This window comes from Haloarchaeobius salinus (genome assembly GCF_024464185.1).
Taxonomy (GTDB): Archaea; Halobacteriota; Halobacteria; order Halobacteriales; family Natrialbaceae; genus Haloarchaeobius; species Haloarchaeobius salinus.
Map to the genome: position 1 here is coordinate 711517 of NZ_JANHAU010000001.1, position 23226 is coordinate 734742.

24 protein-coding genes are annotated in these 23226 nt (G+C 69.7%); 9 read left to right on the top strand and 15 right to left on the bottom strand.

What is annotated here, in order from left to right:
- Positions 1-106 precede the first annotated feature (106 nt).
- Both rnhB and NO345_RS03630 read left to right on the top strand, forming a co-directional pair.
- Positions 107-748, top strand: a complete 642-nt coding sequence (rnhB, locus tag NO345_RS03625; protein WP_256296575.1) for a ribonuclease HII — start codon at positions 107-109, stop codon at positions 746-748.
- A 48-nt stretch (positions 749-796) separates the two neighbouring features.
- Positions 797-958 carry a universal stress protein gene (locus NO345_RS03630; RefSeq protein WP_256297556.1) on the top strand — a complete coding sequence of 54 codons (162 nt, stop codon included), beginning with the start codon at positions 797-799 and terminating at the stop codon, positions 956-958.
- A gap of 14 nt (positions 959-972) precedes the next feature.
- On the opposite strand, the gene NO345_RS03635 is transcribed toward NO345_RS03630, so the two are convergent.
- Both NO345_RS03635 and secF read right to left on the bottom strand, forming a co-directional pair.
- Complete coding sequence (locus NO345_RS03635) at positions 973-2544, bottom strand: preprotein translocase subunit SecD (protein ID WP_256296576.1); 1572 nt, start codon at positions 2542-2544, stop codon at positions 973-975.
- On the bottom strand, positions 2541-3446 hold the full coding sequence (gene secF / locus NO345_RS03640; protein ID WP_256296577.1) for a protein translocase subunit SecF: 906 nt from the start codon (positions 3444-3446) through the stop codon (positions 2541-2543). Before secF ends, NO345_RS03635 begins: the two co-directional genes overlap by 4 nt.
- A 172-nt stretch (positions 3447-3618) precedes the next feature.
- On the opposite strand from secF, the gene NO345_RS03645 reads away from it, so the two are divergent.
- Positions 3619-3936, top strand: a complete 318-nt coding sequence (locus NO345_RS03645; RefSeq protein ID WP_256296578.1) for a DUF7968 family protein — start codon at positions 3619-3621, stop codon at positions 3934-3936.
- A 5-nt stretch (positions 3937-3941) separates the two neighbouring features.
- Here the strand turns inward: NO345_RS03645 and NO345_RS03650 are convergent, their stop codons facing one another.
- Positions 3942-4415, bottom strand: a complete 474-nt coding sequence (locus NO345_RS03650) for a DUF5812 family protein (RefSeq protein ID WP_256296579.1) — start codon at positions 4413-4415, stop codon at positions 3942-3944.
- 69 nt (positions 4416-4484) lie between these two features.
- Positions 4485-5003, bottom strand: a complete 519-nt coding sequence (locus tag NO345_RS03655) for a DUF8056 family protein (RefSeq protein WP_256296581.1) — start codon at positions 5001-5003, stop codon at positions 4485-4487.
- A 443-nt stretch (positions 5004-5446) separates the two neighbouring features.
- On the opposite strand from NO345_RS03655, the gene gatD reads away from it, so the two are divergent.
- Together gatD and NO345_RS03665 are read left to right on the top strand one after the other, a co-directional pair.
- Positions 5447-6694, top strand: a complete 1248-nt coding sequence (gatD, locus tag NO345_RS03660) for a Glu-tRNA(Gln) amidotransferase subunit GatD (protein WP_256296583.1) — start codon at positions 5447-5449, stop codon at positions 6692-6694.
- Between the two features lie 2 nt (positions 6695-6696).
- Positions 6697-7647, top strand: coding sequence for a GNAT family N-acetyltransferase (locus NO345_RS03665; RefSeq protein WP_256297558.1), 951 nt, complete (start codon positions 6697-6699; stop codon positions 7645-7647).
- A gap of 495 nt (positions 7648-8142) precedes the next feature.
- Here NO345_RS03665 and NO345_RS03670 read toward each other — a convergent pair whose 3' ends face one another.
- The 3 genes from NO345_RS03670 to NO345_RS03680 are packed head-to-tail and all read right to left on the bottom strand — an operon-like array spanning position 8143 to position 10912.
- Positions 8143-8445 (bottom strand): ubiquitin-like small modifier protein 1, encoded by a 303-nt coding sequence (locus tag NO345_RS03670; RefSeq protein WP_256296585.1) that lies wholly within the window; start codon positions 8443-8445, stop codon positions 8143-8145.
- Between the two features lie 20 nt (positions 8446-8465).
- Positions 8466-9656, bottom strand: coding sequence for a TrkA C-terminal domain-containing protein (locus tag NO345_RS03675; protein ID WP_256296587.1), 1191 nt, complete (start codon positions 9654-9656; stop codon positions 8466-8468).
- The gene (locus tag NO345_RS03680) at positions 9653-10912 is read right to left on the bottom strand and encodes a TrkA C-terminal domain-containing protein (RefSeq protein WP_256296589.1); all 1260 of its coding nucleotides are present in this window, start codon (positions 10910-10912) and stop codon (positions 9653-9655) included. Before NO345_RS03680 ends, NO345_RS03675 begins: the two co-directional genes overlap by 4 nt.
- Before the next feature lie 107 nt (positions 10913-11019).
- Here NO345_RS03680 and NO345_RS03685 point away from each other — a divergent pair, with 107 nt between their 5' ends.
- Positions 11020-12207, top strand: a complete 1188-nt coding sequence (locus NO345_RS03685) for an NAD-binding protein (RefSeq protein ID WP_256296590.1) — start codon at positions 11020-11022, stop codon at positions 12205-12207.
- A gap of 19 nt (positions 12208-12226) precedes the next feature.
- On the opposite strand, the gene NO345_RS03690 is transcribed toward NO345_RS03685, so the two are convergent.
- The gene (locus tag NO345_RS03690; RefSeq protein ID WP_256296592.1) at positions 12227-13690 is read right to left on the bottom strand and encodes an HPP family protein; all 1464 of its coding nucleotides are present in this window, start codon (positions 13688-13690) and stop codon (positions 12227-12229) included.
- 101 nt (positions 13691-13791) lie between these two features.
- On the opposite strand from NO345_RS03690, the gene NO345_RS03695 reads away from it, so the two are divergent.
- Positions 13792-14526, top strand: a complete 735-nt coding sequence (locus NO345_RS03695; RefSeq protein WP_256296593.1) for a DUF547 domain-containing protein — start codon at positions 13792-13794, stop codon at positions 14524-14526.
- A 27-nt stretch (positions 14527-14553) separates the two neighbouring features.
- On the opposite strand, the gene NO345_RS03700 is transcribed toward NO345_RS03695, so the two are convergent.
- The 6 genes from NO345_RS03700 to NO345_RS03725 form a co-directional block, all read right to left on the bottom strand.
- Positions 14554-15285 carry a guanosine phosphorylase gene (locus NO345_RS03700; RefSeq protein ID WP_256296595.1) on the bottom strand — a complete coding sequence of 244 codons (732 nt, stop codon included), beginning with the start codon at positions 15283-15285 and terminating at the stop codon, positions 14554-14556.
- A gap of 37 nt (positions 15286-15322) precedes the next feature.
- The gene (locus tag NO345_RS03705; protein WP_256296597.1) at positions 15323-15760 is read right to left on the bottom strand and encodes a hypothetical protein; all 438 of its coding nucleotides are present in this window, start codon (positions 15758-15760) and stop codon (positions 15323-15325) included.
- Positions 15761-15800: 40 nt separating this feature from the next.
- Positions 15801-16202, bottom strand: a complete 402-nt coding sequence (locus NO345_RS03710) for a VOC family protein (protein WP_256296599.1) — start codon at positions 16200-16202, stop codon at positions 15801-15803.
- 52 nt (positions 16203-16254) lie between these two features.
- Positions 16255-17136 carry an ATP-dependent ribose-1-phosphate kinase gene (locus tag NO345_RS03715; protein ID WP_256296600.1) on the bottom strand — a complete coding sequence of 294 codons (882 nt, stop codon included), beginning with the start codon at positions 17134-17136 and terminating at the stop codon, positions 16255-16257.
- Positions 17137-18012 carry a DUF63 family protein gene (locus NO345_RS03720; RefSeq protein ID WP_256296602.1) on the bottom strand — a complete coding sequence of 292 codons (876 nt, stop codon included), beginning with the start codon at positions 18010-18012 and terminating at the stop codon, positions 17137-17139.
- A gap of 83 nt (positions 18013-18095) precedes the next feature.
- Positions 18096-19055, bottom strand: coding sequence for a ribose 1,5-bisphosphate isomerase (locus tag NO345_RS03725; protein ID WP_256296604.1), 960 nt, complete (start codon positions 19053-19055; stop codon positions 18096-18098).
- A gap of 167 nt (positions 19056-19222) precedes the next feature.
- Between NO345_RS03725 and deoC the strand changes: the two genes are divergently transcribed.
- Positions 19223-19864: a deoxyribose-phosphate aldolase gene (gene deoC / locus NO345_RS03730; RefSeq protein WP_256296606.1), complete on the top strand. Its 642-nt coding sequence runs from the start codon at positions 19223-19225 to the stop codon at positions 19862-19864.
- An 18-nt stretch (positions 19865-19882) separates the two neighbouring features.
- Here deoC and NO345_RS03735 read toward each other — a convergent pair whose 3' ends face one another.
- Positions 19883-21799 carry a PGF-CTERM sorting domain-containing protein gene (locus NO345_RS03735; RefSeq protein WP_256296608.1) on the bottom strand — a complete coding sequence of 639 codons (1917 nt, stop codon included), beginning with the start codon at positions 21797-21799 and terminating at the stop codon, positions 19883-19885.
- Positions 21800-21968: 169 nt separating this feature from the next.
- Between NO345_RS03735 and NO345_RS03740 the strand changes: the two genes are divergently transcribed.
- The gene (locus NO345_RS03740) at positions 21969-23225 is read left to right on the top strand and encodes a tRNA (N(6)-L-threonylcarbamoyladenosine(37)-C(2))-methylthiotransferase (protein WP_256296610.1); all 1257 of its coding nucleotides are present in this window, start codon (positions 21969-21971) and stop codon (positions 23223-23225) included.
- The last annotated feature ends 1 nt before the right edge of the window (position 23226 follow it).

Here is a 23226-nt window from a genome sequence, read left to right on the forward strand (position 1 = left end):
TCGAGACGGCCGGGGCTTTCTGGCTGTTCCCGTCACCAGTCCACGACGAAACACAGCAACAAGCAACGAAAACGACCAAGAGACCACACACGGAAACCCAGTACAGATGCGATTCGGTGTCGACGAGGCCGGCAAGGGACCGGTGTTCGGCTCGATGTGGGCGGCGGCGGTGGTCGTCCCGCGAGCCGCCGTGCTCCCGGACGGTGTGGACGACTCGAAGCGGCTCGCACCGGCGCGACGCGAGGAACTCGCCACCGAGATCCGCGAGGACGACCGGATCCGTGTCGGCATCGCGGAACTCACCCCCGAACGGATCGACGACCCGGAAACGGACATGAACTCGCTGACGGTCGCGGTGCAGGCGGAGGCGCTGGACGACGCGGGCGTGGACGGGGCTCGCGGCGTCGTGGACGCGGGCGACACCGACGCCGCGAGGTTCGGCCGGCGGGTCGCGGACGCGGCCGGGGGTGACCTCCACGTCGTCCCGGCCCATCGCGCCGACGAATCGGACGCCGTCGTCGCCGCGGCGAGCATCGTCGCGAAGGTCGCCCGCGACGCTCAGATGGCCGCACTGGCCGACGAGTACGGCCCTGTGGGCTCCGGATACCCGAGCGACAACACCACCCGCGAGTTCCTGGCGGACTACGTCGAGGAGACGGGCGAGCTACCGCCGTTCGCCCGCGAGTCGTGGTCCACCTGCGCCGACGCCCTGGCCGCCGCCGAGCAGGCCGCGCTGGACGAGTTCTGAGCGACCCCTCTGACGCTGGCGAGGCAGCGTCGGGCCAGGTACGTCGCCATCCTCCCGACCGACGGCAGCGAGCCCAGCATGGAAGCGTTCGAGTACGCCGTCGACCTGGCGAAGTGGTACGGTGCGACACTGCGTACGTCGCCGACACGAACCGCGACAGCGTCACGACCGTCGTCGATGCCGGTGCTGGCGGTCAACAGCGGCGAGTAGGAAAACGAGCGTTCTCAGTCCTCGACGGACAGCCAGCGCAGGATGTCACCGTAGGCGGGCCGGGTGACGAGCACCCCGATGAGCACGCCCAGGATGGTGACGATGGCGAACCCGCGCAGGTCGCCGAGGCTCAGCACAGCCAGCGGCGACATCGCGATGATGGTCGTCGCCGCCGCCGCGCCGATCACCCAGAACGCCTTACGGAAGCGCGACTGGAACACCCGCGTCGAGTTCACCTCGCCCTCCGCCATCACCTCGTCGGCGATGATGATGAGGTCGTCCACCCCCGTCCCGATGACGGCGATGAAGCCGGCCATGTGCGAGAGGTCGAGGGGGAGTCGCACCCCGGCGACGAACGCGAGCAGGAGCACGACCTCCGCCAGCGCGGTCAGCACCATCGGGACCGCGACGCGGGGCTTCCCGTAGCGCAGGTAGACCACGCCGCTGACCGCGAGCACCGCGACGATACCGGTGATGAGCGAGTTCAGCTTGAATCGGTCCGCGAGCGCGGGCTCCAGCGTGTAGACCTGCCGGCCTTCGGTGTCGAGCGGGGCTCGCAGTGCGCCGGCGCGCAGGCTGACCGCGATGGTCTGTGCCTCGCTACGGTTCTGTGCGCCCATCACGAACCGGGGGTCCTCCTGGAACTGCCCCGAGCGGATGGAGTCCGCGAGACTCGCGCCGAGCGAGTGCGAGGACGCCACCTCGCCGTCGACGACGGTCAGCAGACAGTACCCCTGGTCGTTCTTCTGTGCCCCGCCGCAGGTGCGGGACTCGACGCCCGTGGTCGTGAAGTCGTTCTGGTTCAGCACCCGGGCGAACTGGTTCGCCGCGTCCTGCTTGAGCACGACCGGTACCTCGTAGGGACTGCTCTGGCCGGCCTCGGGGCTGTCGACGTTGTCGATCCCGTCCTCGGTCACCAGCGTCGTCTCCTCCATCGTCCCGTTGTCGCCGGGGTAGCGGGCGACGAGCTGGACGGAGCCACGCTGGCTCACCAGCTGCTCGAGCTCCTCGGCACCCTGGTTCGGGGCCTCGATGACGATGTAGTTCTGCCCCTGGGGGGTCGTCGCGACGCGTGCCGACCCCGCCGTGAGGCCGGATTCGGCCAGCTTCCGGTCGAGCGTGTCGACGATCTGCTGGCGGGTGGCATCGGTCACGCCGTCGCGGATGTCGTTCTCGGTGAACTGCTCGCCGTCGGCGGTCCGGAAGCCGACCCCGTTCAGGGCGCTCGCGAACTCGGACTCGCTGACGGACTTGTTGAACACCTCGACGGTGCCCTGCTCGGGCTGGAAGTAGACGTCCTGCGTCGGGACGCCCAGGTCCGTGGCCATGCCCTGCCGTCGCTGGCTCTCTTCCACACCGTCCATCCCGGCGAAGCTCACGTCCTCCGCGGTCATCCCGACGACCGGGGCGCGAAGCCGCGTCCCGCCGTCGAGCTCGATGCCGTACTGGAGGTTCGTCATCCCCTGCGAGGCGGTGTCGCCGTCACCGCCACCGCCGCCGACGACGCCCGGCACGAACAGGATGACGCCGCTGGCGACGAGCATCACGGCGAGCAGGAGCACCCGCCAGTTCTCGCGGACGTTCATTCCGGCGTCACCTCCCCGAGCTTGTACCAGCGAAGCAGACTCAGGTTCAGCATGTAGGTGTTCATGAGGTCGGCCGTCAGCCCGAGCACCAGCACCAGTCCGATGGAGGCCATCAGGTCGATGCCGAACAGCGTCGCCGTGAGGGCCATGACAGCCATCGCGGATATCGACGTGAGCGTCATCGTCACGCCGGTGTCCATCGCCCGCTTCGTGCTCTCGTAGAACCCACCCGACCGCCGGAGGATGTGGTTGTTCAGCAGGATGTCGGAGTCGACGGAGTAGCCGACGAGCATCAACAGCGCGGCGACGGTCCCCAGCGAGAGCTCGATGCCCAGCAGGTTCATCACCGCGAGCGGGATGACGATGTCGGAGAACGCGGAGATGACGATGGCCGCGGACGGGACGAACGTCCGGAACAGCCCGAACGCGAGCAGGCTCATCCCGGTGAACGCGACGACGAGGCCGAGGAGGGCCGTGCTCTGTGCACCGGACGCGAACGCGGGCGACACGGTCTGTCTGGAGAGGACGATCTCACACTCCTCGGGGTTCGAACACGCTGGCTCCAGATTGTCCGTCGCCTGCTGGTCGAGCGCCGAGCCGTCGGCCTCCGGCCCGAACGTGACGACGTAGGTCGGGTTGTTCGAGGTCGGGTCGCGGACCTGCTGTGTCGACAGCACCTCGGCGTCGAACGCCTGCTCGATCTCGCCTCTCGGCGTGTCTGTCTGTACCGTGAGTTCGGTCCCGCCGGTGAAGTCCGTTCCCAGCGACACCGGCGTTCCGAACATGACGTACCACCCGGCGATAACCACCAGCGCGACGGCGAGGACGGCGAGGGGCACCGCCGCGAGCTGGCGATTCGAGTACCGGGTGTAGTCGACTTCCGGTACCTCGAACTTGCTCATGAAGCCCGCTCGGACATCAGCCCACCTAAGCCTTCTTATCTTTGCCGGGTCCGTTTGTCGAAAAGACCCCGTTACGGCGGGCGTAACCCCACATCGTCGGGTCGCCCGCGGGTGGACGCCCGCCGTACCGACCCGGGTCACGCTTTTGGGCGGCTGGCACCTGTGTTCGAGTATGAGCACGCACGCCACCCGCGTCGTCCTCTCGTACCCCACGAACCTCTCGGACTGGAGCCGCCAGCAGGTCGACACCGGTCACTACCACGCCTGGCTCCGGCGCACCCACGACGAGATCCACGTCGGCGACGTCTGGGAGGAGTTCGTCGACGTCGGCTGCTGTGGCAGTACCTACGACGTCCCCCTCCGCGTCGAGGAGGTCGAGGGGGGCTCCACGATGGGTCCCGACACCGAGATCGAGTACACCGTCCGCGAGGCCTGCGAGATCGGCGGCGGCTGGAAGGTCCAGAGCGCCGCCGGCCCCGCCGGCGAGTAGGAGAGCTAGTCCGGCAGGTACCGCACGTTCAACACGCCCGCGTCGGCGTCGCTGCGCACCTCGACCCGCACGGCCCCCACGCGGGCCGCCCGCGCGACCGTCTCCTCGTCCTCCAGCACGTCCTCGACGGCGTCGGGAACCTGTTCCGGCGGCACCGAGAGCACGTGGATCTCGCCCGTCCCGGCGCGCTCGACCCGCTCGAGCTCGCCGACCGCCTGCTCCTCGGCGATCTCCATCGCCTGCTGGGTCGGCGAGAGGTCGCTGTCGACCAGCTCGACGGTCCGGCGGTACGACTCCTCGACGACCGTCCAGACGACCTCCATCGGCGGCTCCGCTTCGAGTGTCGCGCCGACGACCTCCCGCTGCTCGTAGCCGTCGTGCTCGGCGAGCGTGTGAATCTGGCCCGTCTCCACGTCCCGCAGGATGGCCGACTCGTCGTCGGCCTCCGTCACGAGGAACGTCCCCGTCTTCTCGGTCATACCTCCCGCTAGTCGGTCGAGGCATTTCCGGATTTCGTCACGGGCCAGCCACCGGAGCGGCGACGCCGGTCACCGCGCCAGCCGCTCCACCGCGACGATACCGGCCACGCCGACCACCGGCGGCACGAACGCGTAGACGGGGTCCAGCGCGTAGCAGAACTCCACGAACGCACCGAGCAGCGGCACGTCCGGTGCCGGGTCGCGGTACTCCGACGGGGCCGACACTAGAAGCGTCACGTACAGCGACGCGAGGAACGCGAACCCGGAGAGCCCGAGGAGGAAGTCGGTCCGGCGGCTGCTGCCCCCGCGCCCGGCGCGCCGGGCCGCGTAGAACGGTGGCGCGAGCAGCGGCCCGACCAGCAGCATCCCCAGCCACGGCAGCATCGCCCGCGAGAACGTGTTCAGCTCCCCCTGCCCGAGCGTCCACGACACCCACTGTGGGATGGCCAGCACGAGGAGGAGCGCGATGAACGCCGACGCGAGCGTCCCGAGCACCGTGTAGGCGCGCAGGAGGTACGACTCGCTCCTGACACCCGTCGCGACCGAGCGTCTGACGACGCTGTACCTGCCGGTCGACTGCTCGCTCATTGGTGGGGGTTTGGGTCCCGCCGAGATAAGCCCCGCGACAAGTATCGCAGACAGGACGGGCCCTAGTAGACACCCATCTTCATCAGTGATTACTGTAAGCAATAAACGAGAGACACCAAATAATTTAAATCCGCGTTCGGACTACCGGAGAACGAAATGTGGGGGCTAAGTGCTGAATGCAGACAACACCTGGAGGAAGCGTTACAGAACGAGGACCCATCGGAGAAGGACTTCCACGTCCGACAGGTACTGCAGGCGTATGCCGAGGACGACCGTCCGAACGACCGAACGAGCTGAAGTAGAGCACCCGGTTCCTCATCTGGTCGCTCTGTAGGTGGCGAACCGAGCGTCCGCTGCATCACGGCTACCGAACTCCGCTCCGCGTCGAGAGCGGTCGAGCCGGAACGGATGGCTTTACGTCCGACCGAGGCGAACCCGGAGCCATGAACCCAGGCGACCGCGTCCGCGTCGAGCGGGCGGACAGAGAGTACGAGGGCGTGTTGCTCCCGTCGTCGACGGCCGACCAGCTCGTCGTGAAGCTCGACGGCGGCTACAACGTCGGTATCGAGCGCGAGGGGGCCGAGACCGAGGTGCTGGAATCGGACGTGTACCAGATCGATGCGGCAGGGGACGAGACGGCGTCGTCGGCGGTGGAGTTCGACGAGGACCTGCCCACCGTCGCGCTCATCTCGACGGGTGGCACCATCGCGTCGACGGTGGACTACCGCACCGGCGCGGTGACCGCACGCTTCGACGCCGAGGACGTGCTGCGTGCCGTGCCGGACCTGGCGGGCCGGGCGAACTACCGGGGTCGGGTCGTCGCGAACATCCTCTCCGAGAACATGGAGGTACCCATCTGGCGGGACCTCGCCGAGGCCGTCCACGAGGAGATCGAGAACGGGGCCGACGGCGTGGTCGTGATGCACGGCACCGACACGATGCAGTTCTCGGCGTCGGCGCTCTCCTTTATGCTCGACACGCCGGTCCCCATCGTCTTCACCGGCAGCCAGCGCTCGGCCGACCGGCCGTCCTCGGACAACGTGATGAACGCGGTCTGTGCCGTCGAGGCGGCGAAGGCCGACGCCGCGGAGGTCATGGTCTGCATGCACGCCACAGAGAGCGACGACGTCTGTGCGCTCCACCGCGGGACCCGCGTCCGGAAGAACCACACCTCGCGCCGGGACGCCTTCGAGACCGTCGGCGCGGAGCCGCTCGGAACCGTGGACTACGACACCGAGACGGTCGCGTTCCACGGCGAGTACGAGGAGCGCGGCGCGACCGACCTCGACATCCAGCCGGACCTCGCCGAGGACGTCGAGCTGGTGAAGTTCACGCCCGGGATGGACCCCGCGTTCTTCGAGGCCTGCGAGGGCAAATCCGGCCTCGTCATCGAGGGCACCGGGCTCGGACACGTCCACAGCGACCGCATCGAGCAGCTGGAGTCGCTGGTCGACGACGGCACGACCGTCGTGATGACCAGCCAGTGCATCGAGGGCCGGGTCTGCGACCGCGTGTACGACACCGGCCGCGACCTGCTCGACGCGGGCGTCGTGGAGGGCGAGGACATGCTCCCCGGCACCGCGAAGGTGAAGCTGATGTGGGCGCTCGCGAACGCCGACGACGTGGCGAAGACGATGCGGACGCCGCTGGCCGGCGAGATAACCGAGCAGTCGCGGCCGTGGCAGGCGTGACGATGGACATCGACCGCCGCGCGGACGTCACCTACCGCCGCGCCACGCCCGAGGACCACGACGACGTCGTCGCGTTCACCAGCGACACCTGGGCCGACCGCGACGGGAGCGACTACATCCCGCGCATCTACCACGACTGGATCGAGACCGAGGACGAGTACGACGAGCAGTTCACCTGCGTCGCCGCGGTCGACGGAACGGTCGTCTCCATCGCCCAGACCGTCCTCCTCTCCGAGCGCGAGGCCTGGTGCCAGGGGATGCGCACCCACCCCGACTACCGCGGCGTCGGCATCGGCCTGGAACTGACCCACGAGATGTGGGACTGGGCGCGCGAGCAGGGCGCGACCGTCGCCCGGAACATGGTGTTCTCGTGGAACGTCATGGGGCTGGGCCACTCCCGCGGCGTCGGCTTCGCCCCCGAGACCGAGTTCCGCTGGCTCGAACCCGAGCCCGACGCCGACGCCGAGGGACCCCTCGGGGTCACCGACGACCCGAACGCCGCCTGGAGCTACTGGACCGACTGCGGCGCGCGCGACCACCTCGCGGGACTCGGCCTCGCGATGGACGAGTCGTGGTCCGTCGTCGAGCTCACCCCCCAGCTCTTCGAGCGCGCCGCCGACGAGACGGCCCTGGCCGCCGTCACCTCCGGGGACGGCACCCGCGGCGTCACCTACCGCGTCCGCGACTACGAGCGCGAGGACGACGACGGCGAGAGCTACCACATGGCCGAGTACGGCGTCGCCGCCTGGGACGACATCGACGCGGCGAGAACGCTGGTCGCCGCCATCCGGCGCGACGCCGCCGACATCGGTGCCGACCGGATTCGCGTCCTCATCCCGGAGACCGTCGACTACGTCAGCGACGGCTCCCTGCTCCGCTCGGGCATCTCTGACGAACCCGATTTCGTGATGGCCGCGGACCTGACCGCCGACTACCGCGAGAACCACGGCTAGTCGCTGGATCTCGTTTTCTCATCAGCCGGCAGGCGCGCGGCTGTGCTGCGTGTCGAGCACCGCGAGACCGCAGCACGAACTCGTGCGAGGTCTTCGGGAGTGCGAGCGACCGAAGGCTTGTGAGAGCTTGCTCTCACAGTGGATGAGCGAGGGAGCCTGCGACCGAGCGAAGAGGCTGGGGAGCCGTGAGGTGCGGAACGGTTGCGGTCGGGGGTCCCCGTGAGCGAGCCTGCGAGCGAACGGGGGCTCGTCGGACCGCAGGTCCGACGGTGGGACTGAAAGGGGCGGCCGTCTCGACGGAGGCGGCCGAAGCAAGCACCGCAGGCACGAGGAGCGGTCACGAGACGCTCGCGTCTCGTGAGCCCACCGGAAATCTCCGATTTCCGGGGACGCAGCGAGGCCCCCGAGTCGAGACGGCGGGGGCTTTCGAGATGGTTCCAGTCCTCAGTCAGTCGTCTACCGAGTCGCATCTCGAACTACCAGAACCCTCTGAATCTAGCCGCCACTCACGGGCGGAAACAGCGCCAGCTCCGCACCCCCACCGAGTTCGGTCGCCAGTCCATCGGCCGTCGTGAACACGTCCACGCCATCCAGGAGGACGTTCACGTCCGGCGCAATGCCGTCGCGGGACGCCGACCCGACTTCGTCGTCTGCCAGCACGCGCTCGCGGAGTTCGGGGTGGGCCTCGAAGAGGGCGTCGAGCGCGTCGCCGACGGTCGGGTCGTCGCTCGGGACCCGGACGACGACCTCGTCGGTGCCGGCGCGCTCCGCGATGTCCGCGAACAGCTTCCACTGCATGAGAGTACCGTACGACGCCGTCAGGAAAGCGGTTTCGCCTCCTCCCCGCGGGCGCGGGCCTCGAAGCGCCGGAGCGCCTCGGGGCGTTCGACGACGTACAGCGTCGAGCCCGCGAGGAGTTCGGTGCCCCGGGGTGGCGTCGCGGTGACCCCGCCGTCGGGGCCGCGGATGGCCGCCAGCGTCACGTCCAGGTCGCCGACGCGCCTGCCGACGAGCTCGCTCCCCTCTGCGAGTTCGACCGCGCCCATCGTCTCGTCGGCGGCGCGCAGCAGCGACGCGAACTCCCGGTCGGCGGCGGGCTCGGTCGGGAGCGTGACGAGCCGGTACGTCGTCGCGTCGTCGAGCGTTTCGGCGTCGGTCTCGTCGACGGCGAGCGTGACCACGTCCTTCTCGGTCGTCGCCCGGAGCTCGCCGGTCGCGCGCCGGACCAGCCCCTCCTCGGCGGTGCGCTCCCAGAGCTGCACGACGTCGCCGGGACTGGCTGCGTTGGCGGGGTCGGCGGTCACGGCGACGGCGACGGTGCCGGGCGCGAGCGTCGGGCCGAGCCCGGCCGCGCGGGACCCCACCGCGAGGTAGTCGACGCTGCCGTCGGCCTCCAGCTCCACGTCGACGTGGCCGACACCGTAGTCGTCCTTCAGCCGGGTGACGACCCGGTCGTGCAGGTCAGCGACGGTGATGCGCCGCGGGAAGACAAACGTCGTGCCCGCGAGCTCCTCCTTCACCTCGGGTTCGACCGGGTCGTAGCCGTCGATGTCGTCGATGTCGTCGGGGAGCGTGACGGTGACGACCCGCCCGACCGCACGCACGAGCTGGGAGACCTCGCGGTCGAGTTTCGCCGTCCCGGTCACGGCGAAGGCGTTCGACGCGAAACTGTCGCCGATACGACGACCGAGTCCGGTGCCGAACGCGGCGGCGACGAACGTCGCGACGGTGACGAGAGCGGTCGTCTCGGCCGGCAGACCGTCCCGACCGGGCTGCATGACGAGCTTGAGCGTCTCCTCCGTGTTGAGCACGAGGGCGACGGCGCTGACCCCGAGCAGGATGGAGACCCCCTCCGGGACCCGCTCGCGGGTGTACCAGCGGTAGACGACGGCGGCGACGAGCGAGATCGCCGTCGCCAGTCCCGTGAGTGCGGCGATGCGTGCGGTCTCGGCGACGGGGTCGAACGAGCCGAGATCGACCTGCGCGACGACGAACGTCTCGACCGTCACGCGACCACCTCCGTGAACGCCGCGAGCGCGGCCTGCCGGCCGACGACGAACAGCTCGTCGCCGGCGGACAGTTCGGCGTCGCCGCGCGGCGAGAACGACCAGCGACGGTCGCCACTGGTCTCGTCGGGTGGGTGCCGGAGCGCGAGGACGGTCACGTCGTAGCTGTCGCGGATTGTCGCCGCCCCGATGGTCGTCCCGTCGAGCGGGCCGTCCGCGCGCACGGACACCTTCTGGAACCGCCGCCCGGAGCGACGCAGGAGCGAGACGAGCTCGAACTCGCGGCGGGTCCCACGGGAGGTGACCGCGACCTGTGCCCGGTCGACGTCGAGCAACGTCCGGGCCTGCTCGCGGGTGACCGCGGCCGTGAGGCGGCCCTCGCCGCCGGTCGTCGTCGGTGCGGTCGTCGGGGGGATCGGTACCTCCTCGGTCCCGCCGTCGGTCGCCACGCCGCCTCCATCGCCGGGCGGGTCCGGCTTCGGCGGCGCTGGTGGCTTCGACCCGTCGCTCTTCGCGCTCAGGAGCATGCCCGCGACCCGCGTCTCGTCCGTCCGGATGACGACGGAGTCACCCCGCGCCGCACCGGTCGGCAGCAGTGCGGACACCGATACCGCGCGCTTGCCCGGTGGAACCCGTCGGGAGAGCCCGCTCGCGGGTGGGGCGGCCGCGATGGTCGCCCGGCCCTGCGTGTCGAGTGTCACCGCCGCGTCCGCGAGGTCGTATTCGGTCTTGAGCCGGTCGACGAGCCGGCTCTCCAGTTCGGCCAGCGGGAGGTCCGCCGGGAGCGCCCACGAGCCCTCGCTGATCGTCCGTCGGAGTTCCGTGGGCAGCGGCGGGTACCCCTCCATGTCCCGGACGGGGCCGACCGGCCGTAGCGTCACCTTGCCGACGCCGCCGACGATGTCGACCACGTCCGCGGAGATGTTGCGCCGGCGGAGCGACGCGAGCGTCACCCGCTTGGGCATCGACACGCCGAGCCTGTCGCCCTGGCTGTGCGCCCACAGCGAGAGCATCATGATGACGACGACCGCGACGAGCAGCCGGGGCGAACTCGACACCGTCGGGTCGAGCAGCCCCATCAGTCCGCCGTTGACCCCCGCGATGGCGACTGACAGCACCACCACCCCGAGCCCGGGGAGGGTGACGCCCGTGACGTACTTGAACAGGAACCCGAGCGTGCCCGAGACGAGTGCGGGGATGATTCCCGTGAGCAGCCCGAGGTAGATGCCGTAGAGAACTTCGACGGGAAGCGATGCCATGTCCCTGCCCTCGGAGGCCGACGGTAAATCGGTGTCGCCGACGGAGGTGCCTGCCCGGACACTCCGACACCGCGAGCCTTTTCAGCCATCCCGTCCACTCCCGGCGTATGGGACTGCTGGGTCGGTGGACGGGCGCACGCCTCACGGTGACGCTCACCGGTGTCTCGGCGGTGCTCTCCATCGCGACGGGCATCGCGAACATCGGGGCCGGTCGGACCGGGCCGCTCTCGCCGTACGTTCCCGAGGCAGTCCAGCAGACCGCCGGGTTCACCGGGACGATGACCGGCTTCCTGCTGCTGTTGAGCGCCTACGCACTCCGACGGCGACGACGCGGCGCGCTGTACTCGGCACTGCTGTTGCTCCCCCTGACCGCCATCCAGGGCGTCATCCAGTCGAGCCTGTACTCCTACCCGCTGGTGGTCGTGTCGGTGGTCGCGCTCCCGGGGTTGCTGCTCAACCGCAAGCGGTTCGACCGGAAGTTCTCGCTGTCCACCTCGCAGCTCGCCGCCGGGCTCATCCTCGCCAGCGTGCAGGTCTACGGCACCGTCGGTGCGTACGCACTCCGCGACGAGTTCCCCGCCATCCGGGAGGGCTCCGCGGGACTGGTCGACGCGTTCTACTACACCATCGTCACCGCGAGCACGGTCGGCTACGGAGACGTGACGCCCGGTCCGACCTCGACCCAGGGGAAGCTGTTCGGCCTCTCGGTCGTCGTCCTCGGCGTCGTGAGCTTCACGGTCGCGCTGGGGACGCTGCTCGCACCGCTGCTCGAAGCCCGGTTCCAACGCGCACTTGGGAGAATGACAGAGACACAGCTCGACCTGCTCGAGGACCACGTCATCGTCCTCGGCTACGGGGACCTGACAGAACCGATCCTGAACGAACTCACCGACGTCGGCGTCCCGTTCGTCGTCATCGTGCCCGACCAGGCGCGTGCCGCCGAGCTCTCGGACCGCGGGATGAACGTTATCACCGCCGACCCGAGCGACGAGGACCCGCTCCGGCGGGCCCAGCTGGCCGACGCCACCGCCGTCGTCACCGCGACGAACAACGACGCCGAGGACGCGCTGGCGGTGCTGACCGCCCGCCAGCTCCGTCCGGACGTCCGCATCGTCGCGGCGGCGACCGACCGCGAGAACGTCAAGAAGCTCAAGCGCGCCGGCGCGGACACCGTCATCAGCCCGGCGGCCATCGGCGGCCACCTGCTCGTCGAATCGGCGCTCGGCCGGGCCGACACCGAGGACGTGGCCGGGAAGATACTGGGGGACGAGGGCACGGAGGACGGGGAGCGGTAGCGACGACACCGCACTCGCCTCACCCGCCCCGGTGGACGATCGCCACGTCGCAGTCCACGTCACGTATCTTCTCGAACGTCGGCGGTGCGAGGAAGCGCGAGGCGGCGGTCCGGTCGGTGCTCGCGCCGACGACGACGAGGTCGTGCGACGGCGCGTTCGCGCTGAGGAACCTCTGGATGGAGTCCCGCGAGACGCGCGTCTCGAACGTGCCGTCGAACGGCTCGACGAGGTTCAACAGCATGGACTCCGCGCGTCGGCGGTGGCTCTCGGTGTCGATGCAGGTGCAGACGCTCACGGTCCCCGCCGCACGCGAGACCCGCTGGGCGAAGTCGAGCATCGCGTGGGCGTTGTCGCCGGGGCGGGCCACCGCGACGAGCACCCGCCGCCAGCGGGTCCGCCCCGACACCGACCGGAACGCGACCACGTCGATGGGGTCGTCGAACAGCGATTTGACGAACGGCGAGAGGCTGCCGTGGCGCTCCTCGTACGGCGTCACGACGAGGTCGCAGTTCGCCTCCGTCGCGGTCTGGAGCACCACGCTGGCGGGGCTGCCGGACTCGCTCGCGACGACGACCTCGCAGGGGACGCCGACCCTGGTCTGGATACGGCCGGCGAGGCGCTCCAGCCGCATCGCGGCCTGTCCGGCGACCTGTTCCTGTGCCTCGGTCGCCGGATCCTTCCCGACAGTCTCGTCGACGGCGGTCTCGTCTTCGTCCCGGCGGATGCCCGCCTCGGCCTCGACGATCTCGCTCTCGGCCACCAGGTCGAGCAGGACGACCTTCCCCGCGTCGTGGGCGGCCGCGATGCGGGCGGCGAACATCGCCGTCTCGTCGGCGGTCTCGCCACGGACCGGGACGAGCACGTGGTCGTCGCCCTGCGTCGTCCGGTAGAGGTACTCGGCGCGCCGGTCGTAGAACAGCTCGCGCCAGGCGTAGAACGCCGTGGCGACGAACGCCGTCGAGAGCACGACGCTCAGGACGTACTCGCCGCGTGCACCGCCCGTGAGCAGGGTCAACAGCGCGGTCGAGAACGCCGTCGGCTCCTCCAGGTCGAGCGCCCACGTCACCGCACCGGTGAGGAAGATGCTCACCCCGGCGTCGAGCGCGCTCACCTGCACGCCCGCGCTCGTCGCCCCGCCGACGCCAGCGAGGCCGGTCAGCTCGATGGCGAGGAAGCCACACACCGCGCCGGCGGTCATCCCGCCGACGAACTTCGACGGAGAGGCGTACTTCCCCTCCGGGTCCGAGAACAGGGTGTACGTCCCCGAGGCCAGCGGCGGGAACAGCAGGAACGACAGCAGCGTCGACGCGTTCGAGATGTACGTCACGAGCGTGATGAGCAGCGGGACGAACAGCAGCACCGAGAGGTGCAGCAGGTTGTTGGTGTGCTCGACCCAGCGCCGGAACTCCCGTAGCTCGCGGCGTTCGACGCGACGGATGCGAGCGGGGAGCCGGTCGAGGCGTGCCCGCAGATCCGAGAGCATGGGACGGCGTTCCCCCGCCAGCGAGAAAACCGTTCTGTCGTCCGGGGACCGCGTCCCCCGGTAGCCGACCGCTTTTGCCGCCGTCGACCCAACGCTCCGCCATGGCCGCCGTCGACCACGACGACCCCGTCGCCCTCGCCGCCGCCTTCCTCCGCGCGGTGAGGACGGGTGGAGCGACGCGGGAGCTCCGCCGGACGCTCGCCGACTTCGACGACGTGGTGCTCGCCCGGCGGCTCGGCAGCGACGCCCTCCGGACCGCCTTCTGGCTGGACGTGTACAACGGCTACGCGCAGTACCTCCTCGAATCGGACCCCGACCTGTGGCAGAAGCGCCGGCTCCCGCCGACCCGGCCCATCTTCACCGACGAGCTGTTCACCGTCGCCGGACACGAACTGAGTCTCGACGACGTGGAACACGGCATCCTCCGTGGCTCGCGGTCCGGCGTCGGGCTGGGCTACCTGCCCCGGGTCCGGGTCGACGGCTTCGAGCGCCGGCACCGCGTCGACGAGCCGGACCCACGCATCCACTTCGCGCTGAACTGCGGTGCCGCCTCGTGCCCGCCCGTCGCGGTGTACACCCGCGACGGCGTCGACGACGAGCTCGATTCCGCGACGGCATCGTACCTGGGGACGGAGTGCAGCTACGACGCTGGCGCGACCGTCGTGTGCGTCCCGAAGCTGTTCTCGTGGTACCGCGGCGACTTCGGCGGGAAGTCGGGTGTGGTGCGGTTCCTGAAGCGGTACGGCGTGGTTCCCGAGGACGCGTCGCCGTCGCTGGCGTACGCCGACTACGACTGGTCGATGAAGCTCGGCGAGTTCGTCGAGCTGGAGGCGTAGCCCCCGAGAACGAAGGTGTGAGACGCCCTACTCCTGCAGCGAGCGTACCGCTTCCAGCGAGATGTCGATCGCGCGGCCGACGTTGTTCTTCGCCTTCTCGGGCAGCTCCTCGTCCTCGGTGTCGGTGCCCTTCTGGGTGCCCTTCACGAGGTTCCCGTCGACGGTGCAGATCGCCCCGGCGGCGAGACCCTTCCGGCGGGCGAGCGTGAACACGGTCGCGGCCTCCATCTCGACGCTCAGGATGCCCGCCTCCTCCCAGTCCTCGACGTACTCGTCGGTCTCGGCGTAGTAGGCGTCGTCGCTGGCGATGGGGCCGACGTGGACGTCCTCGTCGTTCGCCTCCGCGCCGTGGACGAGCGCGGTCATCACGTCGAAATCGGGCACGGCGGGGTACTCGACGGCCTCGTACCGTTTGCTCGTGCCCTCGTTCTTCGCCGCGCCGGTGGCGACGATCATGTCGCCGATCTCCACGTCGTGCTGGAGCGCGCCGGTCGTGCCGACCCGGATGAACGTCTCGACGCCGACGTTGCTCAGCTCCTCGACGGCGATGGCGGCGGAGGGGCAGCCGATACCGGTCGAGCAGATGGTGAGGTCGACGCCCCCGTAGGTCGCGTTGACGAGCTTGTACTCGCGGTTCTCGGCGACGACCTCGCTGTCGTCGCAGTGGCCCGCGATGCGGTCCACGCGGCCCGGGTCGCCCGGGATGAGCGCGATGTCGTGTACGTCTCCCTCCTCGACGAGCAGGTGCGGCTGTGTCATACCCACGGCTTCGCCGGAGCGCGAGAAAAAACGTTCGTCACGCGCCGAGCCCGAACAACGCGACCGTCGTCAGCACGACCCCGTAGACGACCGCCGAGAACGTCCACTGGAGGAACGTCGTCTCCCGCCGGTCCTCGTCGAAACCCGCCGTGGGGAGGACGACGAAGCCGAAGAGGTTCATGACGAACACCGTCAGCACCGTCGCCGGGAGCACCACCGCCGCCCACGTCCCGAGCCGCGGTTCGAGCGCGACGACGGCGACCCCGAGCCCGAGCCCGCCGACCAGCCCGGTCGCGTGGTGGACGACCTGCGCCGCGAGCGTCGACACCTCCTCGACCGGGCGACGCTGGAGCTTCGACGCCGCGACGGACGCGGGCGTGAACCCCTCCGACAGGAGCGCCATCGGCACGTCCATCACCAGTGCGCCGGCGAGCCCGGCGGCGGCGCACACGACGAGCGTCTCGGCGACTGCCATGGGCGGGGCGACGGGCGGGGTGGTCTAAAGTCTCGGGGAGTCAGTCGTCGAGCGGAAACCCGGGGTTCCAGGCGACCTCCCAGAGGAAGCCGTCCGGGTCCGCGAAGTAGCCGGAGTAGCCGCCCCAGAACACCTCCCCAGCTGGTTTGACGATCTCGCCACCGGCCGCTTCGGCCTCCGCGAGCACGGCGTCGACGCGTTCCTCGGATTCGACGTTCTGCGCCAGCGTGAAGCCGCGAAAGCCCGAGCCTTCGGCCGGGACGGTCGCGTCGTCGGCCAGCGCCTCGCGGGGGTACAGCGCGAGCCAGGTGCTCGCCGTCTCGAAGAACGCGATGTCGCCCTCGGGTTCGCACTCGGGCAGACCGAGGCCGTCGCGGTAGAACTCGGTCGCGCGGTCGAGGTCCGCGACGCCCAGCGTCACCATGCTGATTCGTGGGTCCATGTCGGAGGGACGGTCGACACCAGCGTAGGCGTTACGCCAGGATGCGGACGGCTCAGAACTGCTCGTCGAGGAACGTCGCCAGCTCCGCCGCAGTCGGCGCGGCGCGGGCACCTTCCTCGGCGGCGGCGAGCGCCCCGCAGGCGTTGCCTCGCTCGACGGCCCGCTCGTAGTCCTCGGACTCGAGCAGCGCCGCGACGAAGCCGGCGGCGAAGGCGTCGCCCGCACCGGTCGTGTCGACGGGGTCGACGCCGAAGCCCGGATGTTCGTATGTCGCCTCGGGCGTGTGGACGACCGCGCCGGCGCTGCCGCGCTTGACGACGAGCACCCGGTCGGCGAACGCGGAGCCGGGGTACTCGGACTCGAGCACGCTCTCGGCCTCGCGGTCGTTCAGGAACAGGACGTCCGCGGCGTCGAGCGCGGCCGAGAAGTCGCGGTCGGCGAGCCGTCGTCCGGGGTCGAAGCTGACACGGACGCCCGCGTCGGCAGCGGTCTCAGCGATGTACGCCGCGGTGTCGGGGCGCTGGCTCGTCAGGTGGATGTGGTCGGCCGCGCGGACGTAGTCGGGCTCCACGTCCTGCGGCGTGACGGCCTCGTTCGCGCCGTCGTTGCCGAGGACCGCCACCTCGCCCTGCTCGTCGACCAGCAGGTACTTCACGGCGGTCTGGCCGTCAGGCACCGTCAGCAGGCCGTCGAGGTCGACGCCCGCGTCGTCGAGCTCGCGCCGCGCGAGCAGCCCGTTCTCGTCGTCGCCGACGCTCCCGACGAGCCCGGTGTCGACGCCCAGCCCGGAGAGCGCGACGGCGACGTTTGCCGCGCTCCCGCCACCGGAGGAGCGCAGCGAGCTGATGCGTGACTCGCCGTCGGGTTCGGGGAGCCGGTCGACCCGGAGGGTCACGTCCCAGTTGACGTGGCCCGCGGTGAGCACCCGCGGCACTCAGGCCACCCCCGCGGCGTGTGCGACGGCGAGCGGTACGTCGGCGGCCGTCACGTCGCCCGAGACCATGAACAGCAGCAGGTTGTGCAGGCCGGGGCCGAGCCCGACCGCGGCGACGAACGCCAGCGCGAGCCGGCCGTAGCGGGGCTGTTCGTCGATGTACTCCTTGAACGCCGCGACGACGACGAGCGCCAGCAGTACCTTCACGAGGACGAACAGCCAGCCAGCGCCGATGGCGTCGTACGTCGGGAGCTGCTCGCCGGCCTGCAGGATGTACTTCGAGAGGACGACGCGCTCGCCGCCGCCGAGGAAGTCGTAGCCGATGGCGGTCGTGATGCCGTCGAGCGTGTGCGCGAAGACGACGACCGCGCCGGTCCGGCCGGCCTTGGCGGCGACCTCGGTGTAGCGCAGGCTCAACAGCACCCAGGCGACGGCCGCGACGGCGGCCGCGACGACGGCACCGATGACCGACCAGAACGGGGTGAACGTCCCGTTCTCGACCGACGTGAGGATGGCGAACATGACGAACGTCACGCCGAAGCCGGTGCCGACGGTCCCCAGTCCGCGGTCGGCGTCGAAGTGCTGGCGGACCGCCGCGAGGAACGTCACCAGTATCCAGGCGAGGCCCGCGGCCGTCGCCGTCGTGATGTAGACGGTGAGCGTACCGAACAGGGGTGCGATCCACTCGGGGTACACATCGAGCACGTGGAGGACGTGGAGTATCGCCCCCGTGAGCATCCACGGGACGAACGCGACCGCCGTCCAGTCCGTGACGGGCGGGTGGACCGCCCAGAGCAACGCCACCACCCCGAGGAAGGCGAGCACGAGCGGCACCGCGTACAGCAGCGGTGGGAGCTCTGCCCCTGCGAGTACCATGCTCGCATATCGTGAGAGCAACACGAAAGAAGGTTCCGGTCGGCTGCGGGCGGAAAGTTAACAGCAGGTTCGCTCGCGGCGGCTCAGGCCTCCCACGGGCGGTCGGTGTCACGGCCGAACAGTTCGCGCATGAGCACGACGATGCTCTCGGGCGGGAACTGTCCGCGCTCGGTGACGATGGCGTCGACGTATCGCGGCGGTGTCACGTCGAACGCCGGGTTCTCGACGGTGAAGCCGTCGGGGTCGCCCTGGATGCGCTCGCGTTCGGCCTCGCCGATGACCTCCGACTCGTCGCGCATCTCGATCTCGACGGTGTGTCCCGTCAGCGTGTCCGGGTGGAGCTTGATGGTCTGTGCGCCGACCATGATGGGCACACCGCGGTCCCGTGCGTTGACGGCCAGTCCGGAGGTGCCGATCTTGTTGATGACGCTCCCGTCCGCGGCGATGGAGTCCGCACCGACGACGACGTGGTCGACCCGGTCGAGGTAGCGCCGTGCGGCGCTGTCGACGATCAGGGTGACCGGGACGCCCCAGTCGCGCAGCTGTTCGGCGGTGATGTGGCCCTGCTTGCGTGGCCGGGTCTCCTTCACGATGGCCTCTATGTGCTTGCCCTGGTCGAGCGCGGCCTTCACGCACGACAGCGCGTCGGTCGAGTGGCAGTGGGTCATCACCACGTCGCCGTCCCGGAGGCGGTTCGCGCCGACCTCGCCGAGGCGCTCCTGTGCCTGGTCGAGCTCGCGCTGGAACGCCTCGGCGCTGGCGACGGCGGACTCGCGTAGCTCCGCGACGGTGTCGCCCGTCACGTCGGCCATGACGAACCGGAGCGCGTTCGGCAGGCTCACCGCCGTCGGGCGCGTCTCGTACAGCGTCTTCGCCGCCTTCCGGAGGTCCTCGTGGAACGCCGCGGGCGACTCCGCATCGGACTCCCGCGCCGCCGTCGCGAGCGCCCCGGCGGCCGCGTCGGCGATGGTCGCCGCACCGCGGATCTCCATCGTCGCGATGTCGTCGGCGGTGTCGGCGACGGCCGGATGTACGTCGGTCATATCCTCCACCTCGACCGCGACGACACAAAAATGGCGCGGCGCGAGGCGGCGTCTCGGGAGAGCTACGGAGGCGTGTGGACGGCCACGAACCGGTCCGAGGCCCGGCCCTGGTGACCCGACTGCCGCCGACCGGCGACTACTATACCCCTGGCCCACAACGGGGAGCCATGAACCGCGCAGACCTCGCCGCGAGCATCGACCACACCGTGCTCGGCCCGGAGACGACGCTCGACGATGTCGAGCGCGTCCTCGACGAGGCCGCCGAGTACGGGATGAACGCCTGCATCCCGCCCTGTTTCGTCGAGGAGGCGAAAGAGTACGCACCCGACGTGACCGTCGCGACGGTCATCGGCTTCCCGCACGGGAACAACACCTCCGAGGTGAAGCGCGACGAGGGCGTCGACGCCTGGGACACCGGCGCGGACGAGCTCGACGTCGTCATCAACGTCGGACGGCTGAAGGCGGGCGATTCGGGTGCGGTCCACGACGAGCTGGAGGAGCTGGTCGCCGCGGTGCCGGTGCCGGTGAAGGTCATCATCGAGACGGCGCTGCTCACCGACGAGGAGAAGCACGCCGCCTGCAAGGCCGCCGCGGACGCCGACGCCGACATGGTGAAGACCTCGACGGGCTTCGCCGACGGCGGCGCGGTGGTCGAGGACGTCGAACTGATGAGCGAGTACCTGCCGGTGAAAGCGAGCGGCGGCGTCGGCTCGTGGGCCGACGCGAAGGCGATGTTCGACGCCGGCGCGGTGCGCATCGGCGCGTCCAGCGGCGTCGCTATCGTCGAGGACTTCGAAGAAAGCGAGTAGACGGAGAGCGGTTCTTCCTTATTCGGCGCGCCGGCGGCCGAACAGCGCGAGCGCGACGAGCGCGACGAGCGCGACGGCCGGGCCGAAGCCGGGCATGCCGCCGAGCAGGCCACCGCCGTCGTCGTCGACGTTCAGGTAGTTACGGGCCTCCTGGGTGTCCATCTCGGGGAACTCCTTCTCGTCGGGGTCCCAGTCGCCGGGCATGTAGACGTCGGTCTCGGCACCGACGACCGCGAGCTCGCGAACGTCGGACTCGCCGGCGTCGCCGGAGACGGCACCGGAGAGCCGGACGTAGGTGACGCTCTCGTCACCGGAGAGCTCGCCGTAGGCGCTGGCGACGCTCAGGTTCCCGCCGTACTCCTCCGCCATCACGTCACGGAAGGCGGAGACGTTGTCGAAGCTCGCACCGGCCTCGAAGGTGACGGTGCGGTCCTCCATCGAGACGTCCATCTTGGCCGTCTCGAACTCGGAGCGCTGGAACGCCTCGAGCATCGCGCGGGACTGGTCGCTCCCCGCGCCCTCGCTCGACTGGAGCATGCTGTCGATGGCTCCGCTCACGAGCTCGTCCTGGCTGAACGTGGCGGACATATCGGCGGTCAGCTCGCCGCCCTCGGTCTGTGCGTTGGCCGAGAACTCGGTGCTGCCGGACCACTCGACGTCCCGGCTCTCGAGCTCGTCGACGTAGGTCGCCCAGTTCTCGGTCGCGTAGTCCGCCGAGAACTCGACCTCGGCGGTGTCCTGGTCGGGCGAGGAGAGCGAGCCGCTCCAGGTGAACTCCTGCTGGAGGTCGGCGGCGGTCTGTGCCTCGATGCGCGCGCGGCTCTCCTCGAGGTTCAGCTGCTCGCTGCTCATCTCGGAGGACTCCATGATGTCGAGCATCGCCAGCGAGGCCTCGTCGTAGTCGTCGATCTGGACCGACCAGCTCGCGCTGGCCTCCTCGCTCGTCACGTCGACGGACGCGGAGAGCTCGGTCAGCTCGACGGACTGGAGCCGCTCGGCGAGATCTGCGGCCTCGCTCTCGGAGAGGTCCATCTGCTGGGAGGAGGCGAGGGCGTTCGTCAGCTGCTCGGAGACGGCCTCGTCGACGCCGGTGAACTCGACCGTGTAGCTCACGTCGACGCGGTTGGTGTCGCTGTCGAACGAGTGCGAGTCGACCGTGACGCTCACGTCACCGTCGAGCTGGCGGGCGACGGCCCCGAACTGCGATTCGAGACTCCGACGGGCGCTCTCGCGGGTGTTCCACGAGTCGGCGCTGTAGGAGCCGACGACGTAGTCCTGCTCGCCGGAGAGGACGTAGCTGTCCTCGCGCTCCTCGAGCGTGAACGCGAAGTGCATCTCGTCGACGCCGGGGTCCTCACCGAACGTCGCGCTGACGGAGCCCTCGGTGGCGAACGAGCTGCCGGTCGTCGTCATCGAGCCCTCGGTCGAGAGGGACTCGAGCATCGAGGTGCCGGTCTCGGTCGTGCTCGACTCGCCGGTGAACGTCCCGTCGAACGAGACGGAGCCCTGGGCGTTCTCGCGGGTCTGCTCGCCCGAGGCCTCGAACGAGAGGTCCTCGATGGAGTCCGGCGTGTCCATGGCGAACGAACCGTCGCCCGTCATCGACTCGGGCGTGAGTTCGAACGAGGCGTCGCCGGAGAAGTTGTCCTCGGGGGCCTCGTCCATCGTGTCGTTGAGGAACACGTGGAACAGCCCCTCGGAGAGGTCGGCTCCGTAGTGGCCGGTGCCGGTTTCGCTCGTGTCGTCGCGGTAGACGAGGACGGCGTCACCGTCGTCCTCGACGTAGATTTCGTCTGCCGATTCGAGGTTGTCTTGCTCCTGCGTGCCGTTCAGGGCGGACAGCGAGGAGCTCCCCACTGCGACCGCGCCGACGCTGCTCATGACGAGCAGAGCGGCGAACGCGACCGCGAGGAGTGCGCGGGTCTGTGTTCGCATCACAAATCATGTGTTGAAACTGAGAGGATATAACCCCATCGCCTTGGTTTCAGAGTGTGAAACTACGGCAAGAAGGACACCGGACGGGACCGCACGAGAACCCCACGCACACCGACGTGCGGGGCCTATCGTCGCGCTTTTGAACGCGCACCGGCAACAGGGGATAGGAATGGCCCGATACCACATCGAGACGTACGGCTGCACCTCCAACAGGGGCGAGAGCCGACAGATCGAGTCGGCGCTCCGTGACGCGGGTCACTACCGCGTCGACGGCCCCGAGGCGGCCGACGTCGCGATACTGAACACCTGTACGGTGGTCGAGAAGACGGAGCGGAACATGCTCCGTCGGGCCAAAGAGCTCGAATCGGAGACCGCGGACCTCATCGTCACGGGCTGCATGGCGCTGGCCCAGGGCGAGGAGTTCCGCGACGAGGCCGTCGACGCACAGATACTCCACTGGGACGACGTCCCCACGGCGGTGACGAACGGCGAGTGCCCGACGCCCGGTCCCGGTGTGGAGCCGGTGCTCGACGGCGTCGTCGGCATCCTCCCCATCGCACGCGGCTGCATGAGCGACTGCTCGTACTGCATCACGAAGCAGGCGACGGGCAAGATCGACTCGCCGTCGGTCGAGGAAAACCTCGAGAAGGCCCGCGCGCTCGTCCACGCCGGCGCGAGGGAGCTCCGCATCACCGGCCAGGACACGGGTGTCTACGGCTGGGACACGGGCGAGCGGAAGCTGCACACGCTGCTCGACCGCATCTGCACCGAGATAGACGGCGAGTTCCGGGTCCGTGTGGGCATGGCGAACCCGAAGGGCGTCCACGGCATCCGCGAGGAGCTGGCCGAGGTGTTCGCCGCACACGACGAGCTGTACGACTTCCTGCACGCGCCGGTGCAGTCCGGCAGCGACGACGTGCTCGGCGACATGCGCCGCCAGCACCAGGTCTCCGAGTATCTCGAGGTCGTCGAGGCGTTCGACGACGCGCTCGACTACTGGACCCTCAGCACGGACTTCATCGTCGGCTTCCCGACGGAGACCGACGAGGACCACGCACAGAGCATGGCGCTGCTGCGCGAGACCCGGCCCGAGAAGATCAACGTCACGCGCTTCTCGAAGCGTCCGGGCACCGACGCCGCCGAGATGAAGGGCCTCGGCGGGCAGACGAAGAAGGACCGCTCGAAGGCGATGTCCGAGCTGAAGATGGACGTCGTCGGCGACGCCTACGCCGCGATGGTCGGCGAGACGAAGCCGGACTGCCTCGTCGTCGAGCACGGCACCGGCGACTCGGTGAAGTGCCGCGACTCGGCGTACCGGCAGATCATCGTCCGGAACGCCACGGAGCACGACCTCGAACCGGGCGACTTCGTCGACCTCGAGGTGACCGGGCAGAACACCGTCTACGCGTTCGGGACGCCGGTCTGAT

What these genes read in the sequence shown, in the direction of transcription:
- secF (WP_256296577.1), bottom strand. Translation starts at nt 3,446, where the DNA reads ATGAGCAAGTTCGAGGTACCGGAAGTCGACTACACCCGGTACTCGAAT.
- NO345_RS03710 (WP_256296599.1), bottom strand. Translation starts at nt 16,202, where the DNA reads ATGGACCCACGAATCAGCATGGTGACGCTGGGCGTCGCGGACCTCGAC.
- NO345_RS03645 (WP_256296578.1), top strand. Translation starts at nt 3,619, where the DNA reads ATGAGCACGCACGCCACCCGCGTCGTCCTCTCGTACCCCACGAACCTC.
- deoC (WP_256296606.1), top strand. Translation starts at nt 19,223, where the DNA reads ATGAACCGCGCAGACCTCGCCGCGAGCATCGACCACACCGTGCTCGGC.
- NO345_RS03635 (WP_256296576.1), bottom strand. Translation starts at nt 2,544, where the DNA reads ATGAACGTCCGCGAGAACTGGCGGGTGCTCCTGCTCGCCGTGATGCTC.
- NO345_RS03735 (WP_256296608.1), bottom strand. Translation starts at nt 21,799, where the DNA reads ATGCGAACACAGACCCGCGCACTCCTCGCGGTCGCGTTCGCCGCTCTG.
- gatD (WP_256296583.1), top strand. Translation starts at nt 5,447, where the DNA reads ATGAACCCAGGCGACCGCGTCCGCGTCGAGCGGGCGGACAGAGAGTAC.
- rnhB (WP_256296575.1), top strand. Translation starts at nt 107, where the DNA reads ATGCGATTCGGTGTCGACGAGGCCGGCAAGGGACCGGTGTTCGGCTCG.
- NO345_RS03680 (WP_256296589.1), bottom strand. Translation starts at nt 10,912, where the DNA reads ATGGCATCGCTTCCCGTCGAAGTTCTCTACGGCATCTACCTCGGGCTG.
- NO345_RS03655 (WP_256296581.1), bottom strand. Translation starts at nt 5,003, where the DNA reads ATGAGCGAGCAGTCGACCGGCAGGTACAGCGTCGTCAGACGCTCGGTC.
- NO345_RS03725 (WP_256296604.1), bottom strand. Translation starts at nt 19,055, where the DNA reads ATGACCGACGTACATCCGGCCGTCGCCGACACCGCCGACGACATCGCG.
- NO345_RS03740 (WP_256296610.1), top strand. Translation starts at nt 21,969, where the DNA reads ATGGCCCGATACCACATCGAGACGTACGGCTGCACCTCCAACAGGGGC.
- NO345_RS03665 (WP_256297558.1), top strand. Translation starts at nt 6,697, where the DNA reads ATGGACATCGACCGCCGCGCGGACGTCACCTACCGCCGCGCCACGCCC.
- NO345_RS03650 (WP_256296579.1), bottom strand. Translation starts at nt 4,415, where the DNA reads ATGACCGAGAAGACGGGGACGTTCCTCGTGACGGAGGCCGACGACGAG.
- NO345_RS03690 (WP_256296592.1), bottom strand. Translation starts at nt 13,690, where the DNA reads ATGCTCTCGGATCTGCGGGCACGCCTCGACCGGCTCCCCGCTCGCATC.
- NO345_RS03695 (WP_256296593.1), top strand. Translation starts at nt 13,792, where the DNA reads ATGGCCGCCGTCGACCACGACGACCCCGTCGCCCTCGCCGCCGCCTTC.
- NO345_RS03685 (WP_256296590.1), top strand. Translation starts at nt 11,020, where the DNA reads ATGGGACTGCTGGGTCGGTGGACGGGCGCACGCCTCACGGTGACGCTC.
- NO345_RS03670 (WP_256296585.1), bottom strand. Translation starts at nt 8,445, where the DNA reads ATGCAGTGGAAGCTGTTCGCGGACATCGCGGAGCGCGCCGGCACCGAC.
- NO345_RS03720 (WP_256296602.1), bottom strand. Translation starts at nt 18,012, where the DNA reads ATGGTACTCGCAGGGGCAGAGCTCCCACCGCTGCTGTACGCGGTGCCG.
- NO345_RS03705 (WP_256296597.1), bottom strand. Translation starts at nt 15,760, where the DNA reads ATGGCAGTCGCCGAGACGCTCGTCGTGTGCGCCGCCGCCGGGCTCGCC.
- NO345_RS03700 (WP_256296595.1), bottom strand. Translation starts at nt 15,285, where the DNA reads ATGACACAGCCGCACCTGCTCGTCGAGGAGGGAGACGTACACGACATC.